At 65.1% G+C, this 14,803-nt stretch carries 15 protein-coding genes and 2 tRNA genes; 3 read left to right on the top strand and 14 right to left on the bottom strand.

The window, feature by feature from the left end:
• Positions 1-34: 34 nt before the first annotated feature.
• The 13 genes from FBF35_RS02220 to FBF35_RS02160 all read right to left on the bottom strand — a co-directional run bounded on the left by FBF35_RS02220 (position 35) and on the right by FBF35_RS02160 (position 10,165).
• The gene (locus tag FBF35_RS02220) at positions 35-1,039 is read right to left on the bottom strand and encodes an ABC transporter permease (RefSeq protein ID WP_060566381.1); all 1,005 of its coding nucleotides are present in this window, start codon (positions 1,037-1,039) and stop codon (positions 35-37) included.
• Entirely contained in the window at positions 1,036-2,553 is a 1,518-nt protein-coding gene (locus FBF35_RS02215) for a sugar ABC transporter ATP-binding protein (protein ID WP_060566380.1), read from the bottom strand. Before FBF35_RS02215 ends, FBF35_RS02220 begins: the two co-directional genes overlap by 4 nt.
• A gap of 189 nt (positions 2,554-2,742) precedes the next feature.
• Entirely contained in the window at positions 2,743-3,099 is a 357-nt protein-coding gene (locus FBF35_RS02210) for an MGMT family protein (RefSeq protein ID WP_060566379.1), read from the bottom strand.
• Between the two features lie 37 nt (positions 3,100-3,136).
• The gene (locus FBF35_RS02205) at positions 3,137-4,258 is read right to left on the bottom strand and encodes a hypothetical protein (RefSeq protein WP_241772548.1); all 1,122 of its coding nucleotides are present in this window, start codon (positions 4,256-4,258) and stop codon (positions 3,137-3,139) included.
• A 65-nt stretch (positions 4,259-4,323) separates the two neighbouring features.
• Positions 4,324-4,395, bottom strand: a tRNA-Asn gene (locus FBF35_RS02200).
• Between the two features lie 108 nt (positions 4,396-4,503).
• Positions 4,504-5,298 carry a MerR family transcriptional regulator gene (locus tag FBF35_RS02195; protein WP_060566377.1) on the bottom strand — a complete coding sequence of 265 codons (795 nt, stop codon included), beginning with the start codon at positions 5,296-5,298 and terminating at the stop codon, positions 4,504-4,506.
• An 836-nt stretch (positions 5,299-6,134) separates the two neighbouring features.
• On the bottom strand, positions 6,135-6,515 hold the full coding sequence (gene rplL / locus FBF35_RS02190; RefSeq protein WP_003792291.1) for a 50S ribosomal protein L7/L12: 381 nt from the start codon (positions 6,513-6,515) through the stop codon (positions 6,135-6,137).
• Between the two features lie 92 nt (positions 6,516-6,607).
• Positions 6,608-7,132 (bottom strand): 50S ribosomal protein L10, encoded by a 525-nt coding sequence (gene rplJ, locus FBF35_RS02185; RefSeq protein ID WP_016461558.1) that lies wholly within the window; start codon positions 7,130-7,132, stop codon positions 6,608-6,610.
• Positions 7,133-7,530: 398 nt separating this feature from the next.
• Entirely contained in the window at positions 7,531-8,238 is a 708-nt protein-coding gene (rplA, locus tag FBF35_RS02180) for a 50S ribosomal protein L1 (RefSeq protein ID WP_060566376.1), read from the bottom strand.
• Between the two features lie 69 nt (positions 8,239-8,307).
• Complete coding sequence (gene rplK / locus FBF35_RS02175; protein WP_060566375.1) at positions 8,308-8,739, bottom strand: 50S ribosomal protein L11; 432 nt, start codon at positions 8,737-8,739, stop codon at positions 8,308-8,310.
• Between the two features lie 161 nt (positions 8,740-8,900).
• Positions 8,901-9,683 carry a transcription termination/antitermination protein NusG gene (gene nusG / locus FBF35_RS02170; protein ID WP_082632850.1) on the bottom strand — a complete coding sequence of 261 codons (783 nt, stop codon included), beginning with the start codon at positions 9,681-9,683 and terminating at the stop codon, positions 8,901-8,903.
• A 77-nt stretch (positions 9,684-9,760) separates the two neighbouring features.
• A complete protein-coding gene (gene secE / locus FBF35_RS02165; RefSeq protein ID WP_003792279.1) occupies positions 9,761-10,057 on the bottom strand; it encodes a preprotein translocase subunit SecE in 297 nt (98 codons plus the stop codon).
• A 35-nt stretch (positions 10,058-10,092) separates the two neighbouring features.
• Positions 10,093-10,165 (bottom strand) — tRNA-Trp (locus FBF35_RS02160).
• A 181-nt stretch (positions 10,166-10,346) separates the two neighbouring features.
• Here FBF35_RS02160 and FBF35_RS02155 point away from each other — a divergent pair.
• Genes FBF35_RS02155 through FBF35_RS02145 form a run of 3 tightly spaced genes read left to right on the top strand, consistent with a single transcriptional unit; the run spans position 10,347 to position 13,447 of the window.
• Complete coding sequence (locus FBF35_RS02155; protein ID WP_060566373.1) at positions 10,347-11,552, top strand: pyridoxal phosphate-dependent aminotransferase; 1,206 nt, start codon at positions 10,347-10,349, stop codon at positions 11,550-11,552.
• Positions 11,552-12,361: an alpha/beta hydrolase gene (locus tag FBF35_RS02150; RefSeq protein WP_060566372.1), complete on the top strand. Its 810-nt coding sequence runs from the start codon at positions 11,552-11,554 to the stop codon at positions 12,359-12,361. Before FBF35_RS02155 ends, FBF35_RS02150 begins: the two co-directional genes overlap by 1 nt.
• A 3-nt stretch (positions 12,362-12,364) precedes the next feature.
• Positions 12,365-13,447 carry an adenosine deaminase gene (locus FBF35_RS02145; protein WP_060566371.1) on the top strand — a complete coding sequence of 361 codons (1,083 nt, stop codon included), beginning with the start codon at positions 12,365-12,367 and terminating at the stop codon, positions 13,445-13,447.
• A 259-nt stretch (positions 13,448-13,706) separates the two neighbouring features.
• Here FBF35_RS02145 and FBF35_RS02140 read toward each other — a convergent pair whose 3' ends face one another.
• On the bottom strand, positions 13,707-14,795 hold the full coding sequence (locus tag FBF35_RS02140) for a UDP-N-acetylmuramate dehydrogenase (protein ID WP_060566370.1): 1,089 nt from the start codon (positions 14,793-14,795) through the stop codon (positions 13,707-13,709).
• Positions 14,796-14,803: the final 8 nt, after the last annotated feature.

The raw sequence follows: 14,803 nt of genomic DNA, 5'->3' as shown, positions 1-14,803 counted from the left end.
TCGGTCCACGATGGGTGAATTGAATGGGTAAGAATCAGGCGGCGTTCTCGCGAACGCGGCGAATGTTGTCGATGACGACGGCCAGGAGCAGGACGATACCGGTGACGACGAACTGCCATTCGGCGGCGATACCCATCATCGTCAGGCCCTTCTTGAGGGTCTCCATGATGATCGCACCAACCAGGGCGCCGGGGATCGAGGCGCGGCCACCCGAGAGGGAGGTGCCACCGATGACGGCTGCGGCGATAACGTTGAGCTCCATGCCCACGCCCTCAGCGGGCTGGACGAGGCCACCACGCGAGGAGTAGAGGACAGCACCGATGGCCATGAAGGCACCGGCGACGACGTAGATGATGATCTTCCACAGGCGGACGTTGACGCCGGACAGACGCGTGGCCTCCTCGTTGGAGCCGATCGCGAGGGAGTAGCGGCCGAGCAGCGTCTTGTTCATAAGGAAGGTCGCCAGGAAGGTGAGGACCACGAAGATCAGGACGGCGTTTGCGACGCCGGGGATGATCTCACCACGCGCGATGGCCTTGTAGCCGGTGTTCGCGATCGTGATCGAGGCCTTGTCGGAGATGATCAGCGCCAGGCCTCGGGCGACCATCATCATCGCAAGTGTCGCGATGAAGGGCGGCAGGCCCAGGATGGAGACGTTGAGGCCGTTGACCAGGCCGATCGCCATGCCAACCAGCAGCGTCAGAAGGAGGCCGAGGCCGAGCGGCAGGTTCATCTTGTCGCCCGCCAGGAAGATACCGGCCATAACCGCCACGAGGCTCATGCCCGTACCGACGGACAGGTCAATGCCGGAGGTCGCGATAACGAAGGTCGCGCCCAGCGCCATGACGCCCGTGTAGGCCGACTGCAGGACGATGTCCAGGTAGATGTTGGGCTTCGCGAAGCCGTTGGCTGCGATGCTGAAGAACAGCAAGATGACGAACAGCGCAACCGTGACGAGCATCAGCTGCATATTGTTCTTCATGAAGGTCTTGAAAGGCGACGGCGCCTCCAGGCCCTTGTTGTCGACGACGGTGCTCACGCGACTTCTCCGTTCGCTTCTTCCTGGCCGACGGTGGCCAGTTCCATGATGTTTTCTTGGGTGGCGTCCTCGTTGTTGAGGGTGCCGATGATGCGGCCGTGGGCCATGACGGCGATGCGGTTAGCCAGGCGCAGGACCTCGGGCAGCTCCGAGGAGATCACGATGATGGCCTTGCCCTGCTTCGCCAGGTCCTCGAGCAGCGTGTAGATCTCGTCCTTCGCGCCCACGTCGATGCCGCGCGTCGGCTCGTCGAAGATCAGGATGTCAGTGTCGCGCTCCAGCCACTTGGCCACGACGACCTTCTGCTGATTGCCGCCGGAGAGGCTGCGCAGCTCGACGTCCACGGAGGGGGTGCGCGTACGCAGCTTCGCCACGTAGTCCTTGGCCACCTCGCGCAGCTTCTTCGTCGCGACGACGGTCGCGGTGCTGAAGTGGCCCATCGCAGCCATACCCGTGTTGAAAGAGATGTCCTTGTCGAGGAGCAGGCCGAACTGCTTGCGGTCCTCGGACAGGTAGCCGATACCGTTCTTCACGGCGTCGTTCGCGCCCTTGATCGAGACCTTCTTGCCGTGGACGTAGATATCGCCCGCGGTGTGGGGGTCAGCGCCGAACAGGGCTCGGGCAACCTCGGTGCGGCCGGCGCCGACCAGGCCCGCAAACCCGAAGATTTCACCCTTCTTGACCTCGAAGGACACGTCGTGGACGGCCTTGACGGTCGAGAGGTGCTCGACGCGCAGGACGGCCTCGTCGGAGAGCGGCTTGGTGGTGGGACGCGCGTCCGCAGGGACCTCGCGGCCGACCATCATCTTGACGACCTCACTCATGGGCGTCGTGGCCGTGTCCACCGTTCCGATGTACTTGCCATCGCGCAGGACCGAGATGCGGTTGGTGAGCTCGGTGAGCTCGGGCATGCGGTGCGTGATGAAGATCAGGCCGGTCGTCGGGCACACGAAGTCGCGCACCAGCTCGAACAGGGACTCGGTCTCGGTCGTGGTCAGAGGAGCCGTGGGTTCATCCATGACCAGGATCTTCGAGTCAAAGGACAGCGCGCGCGCAATTTCCACCATCTGCAGACGCGCAACCGGCAGGTCGCGGCAGTAGGCGGTGGGATCGATGTCCATGTTGAGGCGCTCGAACAGCTCGCGCGCATCACGGACCATCTTGCGGTCGTCGACGTATCCAAACTTGGACGTGCCGGGTCGACCGATGTACAGGTTCTGGGCGACGGTCAGGTCAGGAACGATGTTGAGTTCCTGGTGGATGATCGACAGGCCGAGGTCACGCGCGTGCTCCGGCGACTGGATGTCGACCTTCTCTCCCTGCAGCCAGATCTCGCCGCCCGGGTCGGACTTGTGGATACCGGTGAGCACCTTCATGAGCGTGGACTTACCCGCTCCGTTCTCACCGCAGAGACCCAAGACTTCACCGGGTCGAAGGTCAAGGTCCACGTCGGACAGTGCCTTCACACCGGGGAACGTCTTTGAGATCCCCTTTAGCTCTAGTAAGTTCGTCACTTCTCACCCCTTGGGTACCAGTAACTTCTCTGTTTCTGGAGTTTGCTCCCCCGGCTTCGTTAACGCTAACGGTCACTGTTCCGGAGAATCGCCTTCTTCGGCGTCCCCCTAAGAGTAGAGCATCACAGTGTCCCGCGCGACCCAAATGTCTGTGCGCGTAATCAAATCGTAACCGAATGTCAGGATGATTCAGTCTGACATTTCCGCATGATCGCTCAGATTTTCAAGGACCGAACGCGCGACAGCGTCCAGCCAGTCCTGCTCGACTACACACGCCGCGACCAGCACTTTTCCGCGTGTCGGATCGTGAGGGATCCCCTCTCGTTCCCACTCGAAAAATCCCTCACCTCGTACAGTTGTCGGAAAAGTTCCGTGAACGCTCACGACGCGCCACCACGTGACCCCACCGCCCCAGTCGTGCATAATCCGCCCCACAACGCGCGGACCGGTACCAAGCGCTCGCGCGATCATGCCGTACGTGGCCACACGCCCCGCAGGGATTTCCTCCACGACCCGCAGGACAGCCTCGACGAGTTCTTCCCTCACCGTTCACACCTCCTCGTCTGCACACGGCAACGAACAGTCACAGCTCGACCATCTTCTCCACGGCCCACAGCACCTCACGAGGGTCGATCGGGACCACGGCGAGGTCCGTGTCCGCCAGCGGCTCGGGTTCGTGTTCGGGCAACTCAGAGAACTCCGGTTCTACAACCTGCTGCTCATCACAGCCGGATACAACCGCTTCCTCCGCCGCACTACGCCTTCTTCTCAAGCTGCGACGCCTGCTCGGGCGGCCACGGCCTCGTCGAGAAGCCTGAACACCCTCCCCATTATCAAGCTGCTGTGAGAACGCGTCACCCACCTGGTAGGTCACACCAGAACAATCCAGGACGCGCAAGTGGGCACAGGGCTCTTTCCACGCGCTTTCAGCACGGAAGGCAACGAAGGCGAACGCGTGGAAGTCCGCAGCATTCAAGGCATCGGCGACGGTCGACCCCTCGGGAGTCACGCAGGAGATGTCGCGCATGACGCGGAACGTGTTCCACAGGGGCTTAGCCCCCAGCTCCATCGCCTCGGCGGGTAGCCAGCGCAGGCCATCCACTTTGCCGGTGCGCGGGCCGAGTCGCGTGAATCCACGGACGAAGCCGACGACCTCGCTGGGCAGGATCTCATCGACCTTGACGACACGCGTGCGATGCAGCTCCACGAGCGCACGATCCCTACTGAGCCACACGCGCATGAGACGAGGCTTCTGCGCCGCCTTAGAGTGCAAGGCCCACACGTCGAGACGCATTGTCGCCCACGACGTCGGGGCCAGCTCGCGCCTTGGCTGAACCGCATCGGCAGGCGCGTCAAGCATCGCCAGGTAGCTGCGCTTATCGACCGCGACCTTGCCGAGCTGACTGTCATGGAAGCGCCGAGGGAAGGAAGCCCCCTGCTCCGGGCTTCCCCAGATGCTCGCGGCCGTCACAAGACGGTCAGCGTCACCGCTCCCCCGCGGTTGGTCCAGCCACTCCCGCCAACGGTCTCCGAAGGCCGCGTAGCGCTCTCGCATGCGCTTCTCACGATCGACTGCGCTCTCCCTGGGGGCGCGCGGGGGAGACTTCGGCTTACGAGGCGCACGTACAGCCTCGACGACCCCCGAGACAACGAAGAAAGCGACGACGGCGATAAGCAACGCGACATAGGGATGCCCTGCGATCACACCCAATGAGGCCCCCTTCTCCGATCAACAAAAAGCCCCGAGTCCGTGAGAACTCGGGGCATCTGCTCCTGCGACTGGATTCGAACCAGTAACCGTCCGATTAACAGTCGGATGCTCTGCCGTTGAGCTACGCAGGATTGCGACAAGAGAAGATAGTAGCAGAGACTATTCGAAACTGGCAAGCCAGATACGGGCCTAAAGCTATGCTGCGCATCACGGACATGCAACTTCCTTGTCGGGGGTGCTCACTCCCATGTGGGACTCTCGATGTCCACCCCCTGCCGCCTCGCAACCGCCTCGATCGCGTCAGCAAGCCACTGCGCGAAACCAACATGCTGCGAGTCGTAGTGATCCCGGAATCGCTCGTCGTGGATGTACCCGCGCGACATGATGTAGTGCTTGGCAGGCGTGACCGGAAAGAACTCACTGAGAGCTTCTCTATGTTCCTCAACCAGGCCGGCGGCCCTCTCGCTGTCAGGAGCGGCGCCATCGCGAATCGCATCGATCATCCTGCGTTCAATGTCATGGAATCGCTCGGCATTCTGCCGCCAGTCGGCGGCTTGCCACGAAGCAGTGCGTTCTCGCGATTCACGCCAGTCAGCGGTGTCGCCATAGCGTTCCTCGGCCTCGCTCTGGTGCGCCGCAAAGTTGGCCTCCCCCAAGATCTCCCCGATTTCTTCCACGGTGAGCGCCTTGTCATTCATTGCATCCTCCAAAAGAATGTCTAGTGCTTCGATCATTGCATCCGTCTCGCGACGATGAGCAAGAAGACTCTCTCTTTGCCTCTTCAGGTGTTCGACTGCCGTGTCTCCAGAATCGAGTAGAGACTTAATGTCGATGAGTTTCATCCCCGTCGCCCGGTAGATGACGATCCTCTGGACACGCGCACAATCCTCAGCCGAATAGAGGCGGTAGTTCGACCAGCTCCGCGCGGTGGGAGCGAGGAGCCCCTGCGCCTCCCAGTGGTGCAACGTTCGCACCGTCAGCGAGAACCGCTCAGCGACCTCCCCGACCGTGTGAAGAGTGGTGTCGTTGCTCATGACATCGATTCTGGCCCCTGACGCCGCGTCATGGTCAAGCGGAGGAACATGCGCGCGCCATAATCACACGGAAGGGCGTGTCCGTGTCGCGACCACATGGACAAAAGTGCCAGTGTCACAGTCAGATTGAAACCACCTCAAAGCCCCGGTCATGCAGAAGAACGCCCCAGCGCCCTGGGCGCGACAACACACGCCCAGCACGAGGCACATCCGGCCCCTTGCGCGACAAATGCGCAACGTTGAAACCAGCAACACCTCTCCAGGCACAAACAACGCCAAAATCGACCATTTCGAACAAGCAAAGGCGATGCCGGTTTCAAACAGACACCCTGCGCCGCCTACAACACCCACTGATGCCCCACGGCCGTCGACAATGTCAGGCCGCGGTTGCTGTGTACGGCGATAGCGCCCAACAAGGCTATTCACAGCGACACGGCCCCACTGGTGTGGAGGGCACCGGAGGGACCGGAGGACCAGGCCGCTAGGCCCGTGGGCGGTGGCAGGGCCAGGCCGCGGTGCTGGTCGGCGGCGGCGGGGCCTGGCCGGGCTTCGAGACGACGCGCCGAGCGAAGCACCAGCAACGCAAGCACCGCCGGTGTGGAGGGCGCCGGAGGGACCGGAGGGCACGGGCGGACTTCGAGGCGCGGCGCCGAACGCAGTGAGGCCGCCCAGCCTCGCGGGCGGCCGGGGCCTCCGGCGCCCGCAATACCCGTGGGGCCACAAGCACAAGCAACACAACGAGCCCCAACGCATGCGGAAACCCCGCCCCGCGGATGCGGGACGGGGTTTCCGCTACCCAGTCGGGTATGAAGTCTGAACGATTCAGACGGGGAAAGTCACTTAAGGGTGACCTTGCCGCCGGCCTCTTCGATCTCAGCCTTGGCCTTCTCGGCGTCTTCCTTCTTCGCGGCGGGGAAGATGGTGGAGGGCGCGGAGTCAACCAGGTCCTTGGCTTCCTTGAGGCCCAGGCCGGCCAGGTTCTTGACGACCTTGACGACGGCGATCTTCTTGTCACCGGCGGACTCGAGGACGACCTCGAACTCGTCCTTCTCTTCGGCGGCGGGGGCGTCGGCGGCCGGGGCGGCAACGGCGACGGCTGCGGGGGCAGCGGCCTCAACGTCGAAGGTCTCCTCGAAGAGCTTCACGAAGTCGGAGAGCTCGATGAGGGTCATTTCCTTGAAAGCTGCGATGAGCTCGTCATTGGAGAGCTTAGCCATGAGTGGCATCCTTCCTAATTGGCCTGCACGAGTGCAGATTGTTGGGTAGTTTCACGCAGCCGGGGTGGCGGCGTGGAACATGGCCTGTCTCGTCAGGCCGCCTCGCCCTGCTGCTTTTCGCGCAGAGCATCGATGGTGCGCACTGCCTTGACGGGCAGAGCGTTGAATGCGAACGCCGCCTGACCAATCTTGGCCTTGAGGACGCCTGCGGCCTTGGCCAGCAGGACCTCGCGGGACTCGAGATCGGCAAGCTTCTTGACACCCTCGGCGCTCAGCTGAGCGCCGTCCATCGCGCCGGACTTCAGCACGAGGGCGGGGTTGTCCTTAGCAAAATCACGCAGGGTCTTGGCGGCCTCAACGGGCTCGCCGGAGACGAAAGCGATGGCCGTGGGACCCTTGAGGTCCTCAGCCAGGAAGTCGAGACCGACCTCCTTGGCCGCCAGGCGCGCCAGCGTGTTCTTTGCCACGGCGTAGGTCGCGTTCTCGCCCAGGCCGCGACGCAGCTGCTTCAGCTGGCCGACGGTCAGGCCGCGGTACTCGGTCAGCAGGACAGCGTCGGCTGCGCGGAAACGCTCCACGAGCTCGGCAACTGCTGCCACCTTGTCGGACTTCGCCATGGTCCTCCTTCCAGATACGTGACCGTAGGCAAGAAAAAACCCGACACGCAGGATCGTGTCGGGCATACGCTCGATTGCAGCACAAGGCTGCTCACTCACCTGCGTTGGATTTTCCTCCACTAGCGTGGACACCAACGGTCTTCGGCACGGATCAGCTTAACAGGCCCAGCAAGGGCATGCAAGCAACGGGGCGAGCATCACAGACGAGGCCGGGGTTGCACACTCCGGCGAGCACCGCGCAATCTGCTCTCGCGCACCCACAAGGCAGTCAGCATGCTCTCAGGGCCGCCACGGCGCCTCAGACTGGCACACGCACACATGTCGACGCACAAGAAACAAAGCCGGTCCCCGCGCAGCAGTGCTGCGCGGGGCCCGGTTGCTTGATCAGCGAGCGAGGCTCACTTCTCGATGAGGTCCTTGACCTTGGTGACATCCAGCGGGATGCCGGGGCCCATCGTCGTGGCGACGGCGCCCTTGATCAGGTAGCGGCCCTTCGAAGAGGTCGGCTTGAGACGCAGCACCTCGTCCAGGACGGCGGCGTAGTTCTCGGTCAGCTGCTCGGCGGTGAAGGAGGCCTTGCCGACGATGAACGCCAGGTTGGCGTGCTTGTCGACGCGGAACTCGATACGACCACCCTTGATCTCCTTGACGGCCTTCGCGACATCCATGGTCACGGTGCCCGTCTTGGGGTTCGGCATGAGGCCACGGGGGCCGAGGACGCGGCCGAGGCGGCCAACCTTGCCCATGAGGTCGGGGGTAGCAACGGCGACATCGAAGTCGGTGTAGCCCTTGGCAACCTTCTCGATGAGCTCGTCGCCGCCGACCTCGTCGGCGCCTGCGTCGATCGCTTCCTGAGCACGCGGACCAACGGCGAAGACCAAGACCCGGGCGGTCTTGCCGGTGCCGTGCGGCAGGGAAACGGTGCCACGGACCATCTGGTCCGCCTGGCGGGGGTCGACACCCAGTCGGAAGACGACCTCAACGGTCGAGTCGAACTTGGTGACGGTGGTCTCCTTGGCCAGCTTCATGGCCTCGAAGGGGGTGTACAGCACGTCCGCGTGGACCTTCTCGGCCGCTGCGCGGTAGCTCTTGGAGCGCTTGGTCATTCTGCTTCTTCTCCTTGCAGTCGTGGGTGTCGGGCAGCGCCTGCCCTACCACGGGGGGGTTGGTTGAGGTCAGCCCTCGACGTTGATGCCCATGGAGCGGGCGGTGCCGGCGATGATCTTGGCCGCGGCCTCGATATCGTTGGCGTTGAGGTCAGCCATCTTGGACTGGCCGATTTCGCGGGCCTGATCCATCGTGATCGAACCAACCTTGACGGTGTTGGGGGTGCCGGAACCCTTCTGGATGCCAGCAGCCTTCTTGATGAGCTCAGCGGCGGGCGGCGTCTTGAGGACGAACGTGAAGGAACGATCCTCGTAGACGGTGATCTCAACGGGGATGATGTTTCCACGCTGCGACTCGGTGGCCGCGTTGTAAGCCTTGGTGAACTCAACGATGTTCACGCCGTGCTGGCCCAGAGCGGGGCCGACGGGCGGTGCGGGGGTAGCGGCGCCGGCTGCGATCTGAAGCTTGATCAGGCCGGTGACCTTCTTCTTCGGTGCCATGAATGCGGGTCTTTCTTCTGAAGTTCTGGCCGACGGGTGTCGGTCAGGGCGGAGCGTTTGGCGTCAGCTCACTGGGTTTCAGTGGGCATAGTGCGCCCTACGCACACAAAAGTGAATCATAACGCGATTCCGGGCTTGATCCCAAGTCCGGGTGCGTGATGTCACTGCTCGAGCTTCTCCACCTGGTCGAAGCCGAGCTCGAGCGGCGTCTCGCGCTCGAAGATGGTGACGAGGACCTTGAGCTTCTGAGTCTCGGGCATGATCTCGGAGATCGTGGCCGACATGGTCTCGAAAGGTCCGTCGGTGACGGTGACGATCTCGCCAACCTCGAACTGGGTCTGGACGACCTGGACGGGTGCGGGCTGATCCTTGGCGGCCTCGGCGGCTTCCTCGAGGACGTTGGGCGTCAGGAGCATGACGACCTCGTCGATCGAGAGCGGCACAGGGTTGTGCTGGTCACCCACGAAGCCGGTGACGGCGGGGGTTTCCTTGACGACACGGTACGAGGCCTCGTTGAAGTCCATGCAGACGATCGCGTAGCCGGGGATGCGCACGTGGCGCACGCGCTTCTTCGCGTTGCCGCGGTACTCCATGACGTACTCGTCCGGGACCTCGACGGCGAAGATGTAGTCTTCCATGTTCTGCGTGGTGATGCGCTGCTCGAGGTTGGCCTTCACCTTGCGCTCGTGGCCGGAGTAGGTGTGGATGACGTACCAGTCGCCGGGGGACATGTAGAGCTTGCGGCGCAGCTTGGCGATCGCTTCCTCTTCGGTCGAGGCAGGGGCCTCGTCGTCCGATTCGGTTTCCTTCTCGGCGACCTCCTCGGCCACCTCGTCAACGATTTCCTGGGCGGCTCCGTCTGCCAGCGCCTCGGCGGTCTCCTGCTGGACCTCTTCCTGGTGCTCCTCGAAGACCTGTTCCTCGGTGTAGTTTTCGTCGCTCACGACGTTTCCCTCCTGCAAATGGGGCCGGACCGTAGAAGAAACCCGCCTGCAGTGTCCTGCGGGCGGGTTCGTCGGTCTCAGCCGAAGATCAATGCACTTAGCTTACCGAATCCGAAGTCGAGTAGGCCAGCGAAAAGCATGATTGCGGCGACAAACACAACAACGACGAGGAAGTAGGTCCAGGTCTCGGATCCCGTGGGGTAGGTGACCTTCTTCATTTCGTCAATGACCTGCTTGAAGAAGAGCCAGATGCCACCGAAGAAACCAGGACGCTTCGTCTGCTCCTTGGTGGCGGCGCTACGCTTGCGGGTAGCTTCGTTCTTAGTGCGATCTCGGCGCGAGGATTCAGCATCCGAGGCAACACGATCGGCCATGGGAATCCTCCTACGAAAATGATCAGCCTAATCCGCAGGGCAGGCGGGACTCGAACCCACAACCGCCGGTTTTGGAGACCGGTGCGCTACCAATTGCGCCACTGCCCTACGCAGGAAAACCTGCCTGACGAACATTAGTGGATAAGGCGGCGCTTTGTCCAACCGAGATGCGCGCCGGCGGGTCGCATGCCGCGTAATACCAGCCCCGACCTCGTAAATGAGAGGTAGCCCACGCACGCATCGTGTGCGCTCTCCGCCACACGCGCGCGCGACGTGGGACCATGGAGGGGTGACCAATACTCCTCGCACCCGTGTCTCTGATCGTTTCAACGCCATCACCCCGTCCGCGACCCTGGCCGTGGACGCGAAGGCCAAGGCCCTCAAGGCCGCCGGCCGCCCGGTGATCGGCTTCGGCGCCGGCGAACCTGACTTCGCCACGCCCGACTACATTGTCGAAGCCGCCGTCAAGGCCGCTCGCAACCCCGCGATGCACCGCTACACCCCCGCCGCCGGCCTGCCCGCGCTGCGCGAGGCCATCGCAGAAAAGACCCTGCGCGACTCCGGCTACGAGGTCTCCCCCGCCGACATCGTCGTCACCAACGGCGGCAAGCAGGCCGTCTTCCAGGCTTTCGCCGCGCTGCTGGGCCCCGGCGACGAGGCGATCCTGCCGACCCCGTACTGGACCACATACCCCGAGGTCGTCAAGCTCGCCGGCGCGACCCCCGTCGAGGTGTTCGCGGGCGCCGACCAGGACTACAAGGTGACCGTCGAGCAGCTCGAGGCCGCGCGCACGCCTCGCACGAAGGTCCTCCTCATGTGCTCGCCGTCCAACCCGACGGGCAGCGTCTACACGCCCGAGGAGCTGACCGCGATCGGCCAGTGGGCCCTCGAGCACGGCATCTGGGTCATCTCGGATGAGATCTACGAGCACCTGCTGTACGAGGACGCGCAGACCGCGCACATCGTCAAGCTGGTGCCCGAGCTGGCCGACCAGGCCGTTATCCTCAACGGCGTTGCCAAGACCTACGCGATGACCGGCTGGCGAGTGGGCTGGATGATCGGGCCCTCCGACGTCATCAAGGCCGCGCTGTCCTTCCAGTCGCACCTGACCTCCAACGTCAACAACATCGCCCAGGAGGCCGCGCGCGCCGCCGTGTCGGGTTCCCTGGACGCCGTGGACGAGATGCGCGTCGCCTTCGACCGTCGCCGCCGCACGATCGTTGACATGCTGCGCCAGATCGACGGCTTCGACGTTCCCACACCCAAGGGCGCGTTCTACGTCTACCCCTCCGTCGAGCGCCTGCTGGGTCGCGAAATCCGCGGCCGCGTCGCCAACACGTCGGGCGAGCTCGCCGACCTGATCCTCGACGAGGTCGAGGTCGCAGCGGTCCCGGGCGAGGCCTTCGGCCCCTCCGGCTTCCTGCGCTTCTCCTACGCCCTGGCCGACGACGACCTCGTCGAGGGCATCACCCGCGTGCAGGAGCTCTTCGCCTGATGCACGTCTCATTCGAACGGACAGGCGAGGAGGCCCCCCTCGGGACGGTCCTCCTCGCCCACGGGTACGCGGAACACTGTGGGCGCTACGCCCACCTGCGCTCCGCACTCACCCGCGCCGGTTACGACGTCGCCTACTACGACCACGCGGGCCACGGGACCTCTGAGGGTCCCCGCGCCCGCGTGGACGTGGGCGCGCTCATCCGCGACTTCGGCGACGCACGCCGGGCGGCCCTCGCCCACGCGCGCACCCCGGACCTGTTCCTGTTCGGACACTCGATGGGCGGGCTCATCGCTGCTGCCTCGACCATCCTTGACCCAACGCGGCTGCGCGGCACCGTCCTGTCCGCGCCCGCGGTGCGCCCCCTCCCCCACGTCTCCCCCTCCCAGGCGCGCATGTTGCTGCCGATCGCTCGGCTGCGCCCCGGCCTCGTCGTGGCGAAGGGCGCGTCTGACATGGAGGTCTCTCCCCTGTCGCGCGACCCGCAGGTCCAGCGCGACTTCGACGCGGACCCGCTCACCTACAAGGGCGGCGTGCCGATTCTGACGGGCCTGACCTCGATCCTCCAGGGCGATGAGGTCATCGCGCGCGCCGACCGCCTGCGCACTCCGACGCTCGTCATGCACGGCTCGAATGACCTGATGGCGGACCTGCGCGGATCGCGCGAGCTCGTGCGCGGGGCACGCGCGGCGCACCCGGACGCCGACATCCACCTGCGCATCGTCGACGGCGCCTACCACGAGCTCCTCAACGAGCCCGAGGGCCCCGGCCTGATTCGCGACATCATCATCTGGCTCGGGGAGCACTAGGCCGTGGAAGCGCCCGCTGTCCCTAACCTGACGGCCCCGCGCCCCACCCCACCGGGCAGGCGTGACCTCGCCGCCCTCCCCAAGGCCCACCTGCACCTGCATTTCACGGGTGCGATGCGCCCCTCAACCATGATCGACATGGCGCGAGCCCAGGGCGTGCGCCTGCCTCCTCACCTGCTGCACATCGACGCGGCCTCCATGCCGGCCGACGGGCGCGGTTGGTTCCGTTTCCAGCGCGCCTACGATTCCGCGCGTCACCTCGTGCGTTCCGAGGCCGCGATGCGCCGCCTCATCCGCGAGGCCGCCGAGGACGACGCCGCCGAAGGCTCGGTGCGCATGGAGATTCAGGCCGACCCTACGTCCTACGCGCCCTACGTCGGCGGTATCACCCCAGCGCTTGAGATCATCATCGACGAGGCCCGAGCGGCCTCGCGCGATACCGGCGTCGATATCGGGGTGATCGTTGCGGCGTCGCGCATGAAGCACCCGTTGGACGCGCGCACGCTCGCGCGGCTGGCCGCGTCGTTTGCTGGGGATGGCCCCGGCGAGGTCGTCGGTTTTGGCCTATCGAACGACGAGCGCGTGGGCTCCACGGCCTCGTTTGCCCCAGCGTTCCGCATCGCGCGCCGCGCCGGGCTCGTGGGTGTTCCACACGGAGGCGAGCTCCTGGGTCCGTCCTCCGTGCGCGAGGTCGTGTCCGCTTTGGCACCCGCCCGCCTCGGGCACGGGGTGCGTACCAGCGAGGACCCGGACCTGCTGCAGGCCGTCGTCGACGCGGGTATCGCTCTGGAGGTGTGCCCCACGTCGAACGTGCACCTGGGCGTCTACACGGACTTTTCGCAGGTGCCGCTGCCGACGCTGATCTCAGCGGGGGCTACGGTGGCGCTGGCTGCGGACGACCCGCTGCTGTTCCGTTCGCGCCTGGTCGCCCAGTACGAGGTCGCGCGCGACGTGTTCGGCCTATCTGACCAGGCCCTAGCAGACCTGGCGCGGTCCTCTATCGACGCGTCGCTGGCCTCGCCCTCGCGCAAGGCGGCCTGGAAGGCCGACATCGACGCGTGGCTGGCGGCTGAGCCCGTGGCATAGTACTGCGGCGCCCGCGGCGTAGTGAATAGTACTTGTGCGGGGTGCGCCCACTTCCCCCTCAATCTCGCACGTAATTCCCCCACACCTCTTTCAAACCTTGAATCCAGAACGTTGATATTCCGCGGTTTTCAGGGCATGCTTCACAACACGCTCCGGGGAATTACGTGCGAAATTTGGGGAAGTCCCTCTACGGGTTCTCCGGAAAGATGCCAAAGACGGTCGAGGCCACAACGACCGTGACCCGCTACCGGGTGACCGTCTACCAGGCGATGCCGACCGTGACCGGCTCGGGCACCAGGGTCACGCCGAACGCCTCAAAGACGCGCTTGCGCACGGTGCGGGCCAGGGCCTCGATGTCGGCACCCGTCGCGCCGCCGCGGTTCGTCAGGGCCAGCACGTGCTTGGTGGACAGGGACGCGCGCGGCGGATCCCCGGCCTCGGGCAGGTGGAAGCCCTTGCCACAGCCAGCATGATCGATGAGCCAGGCCGCGCTCGTCTTGACGAGGCCCTCCCCCGCGCTAAAGCGAGGCGCTCCCTCGGGCAGGGAGGCGGCCGCGGCCTCGGGCAGGATCGGGTTCGTGAAGAAGGAACCGGCGCTCCACGTGTCGTGATCGGCGGGATCGAGGACCATGCCCTTGCCGCGACGCAGATCCAGGACGGTCGAGCGGACCAGGGAAGCATCGGCGCGCTCCCCGGCCTCGACGCCGAGGCGGCGGGCCAGCTCGGCGTACATGACGGGCGCGCTCAGGGGCGAGCGCTCGAGTCGGAAGTCCACGGACAGGACCACCCAGCGGCCAGTGGGGCCCCAGGGGCGGTCGCCCAGGCCGGGCTGGCCGACGCTTCGCTTGATCGCCGAGGAGCGGTAGGCGAAGCCGAGGTCAGAGGGCAGCAGGCGCACGACGATGCCCGTCAGGCGGTCGTAGGCCTCGACACTCTCGATGGTCTCGGAGACCTCGTGGCCGTAGGCGCCCACGTTTTGCACCGGGGAGGCGCCGACGGTTCCGGGGATGCCGGAGAGCGCCTCGAGGCCGCAGAACCCCTCAGACAGCGTCCAGGAGACGAACTCATCCCAGACCGTGCCCGCGCCGGCGCGCACGACGACCGAACCGGCGGGGTCCTCGTGGATGATCGAGGCGACCTCACCGAAGGGCTGCACGTCGACGACCGTGCCCTCGAAGGGGGCGTCGGAGGCCAGCAGGTTCGACCCTCCGCCCACGACGAGGAGCGGGCCGCCGGCGGCGTCGGCCGCGGCGACAGCGTCCACGAGGGCATCGGAGGACGTGGCGGGCACGAGGCGGGCGATCGGCCCGCCCACGCGCAGGGTCGTCAGATCAGCAAGGGTCGTCATGCCCCTAA

It is taken from the genome of Schaalia odontolytica (assembly GCF_005696695.1).
In the GTDB taxonomy this organism is placed as follows: Bacteria; Actinomycetota; Actinomycetes; order Actinomycetales; family Actinomycetaceae; genus Pauljensenia; species Pauljensenia odontolytica_C.
The sequence above is the reverse complement of the archived record's forward strand: the minus strand, read 5'-3'. Positions and strand labels throughout refer to the sequence as shown.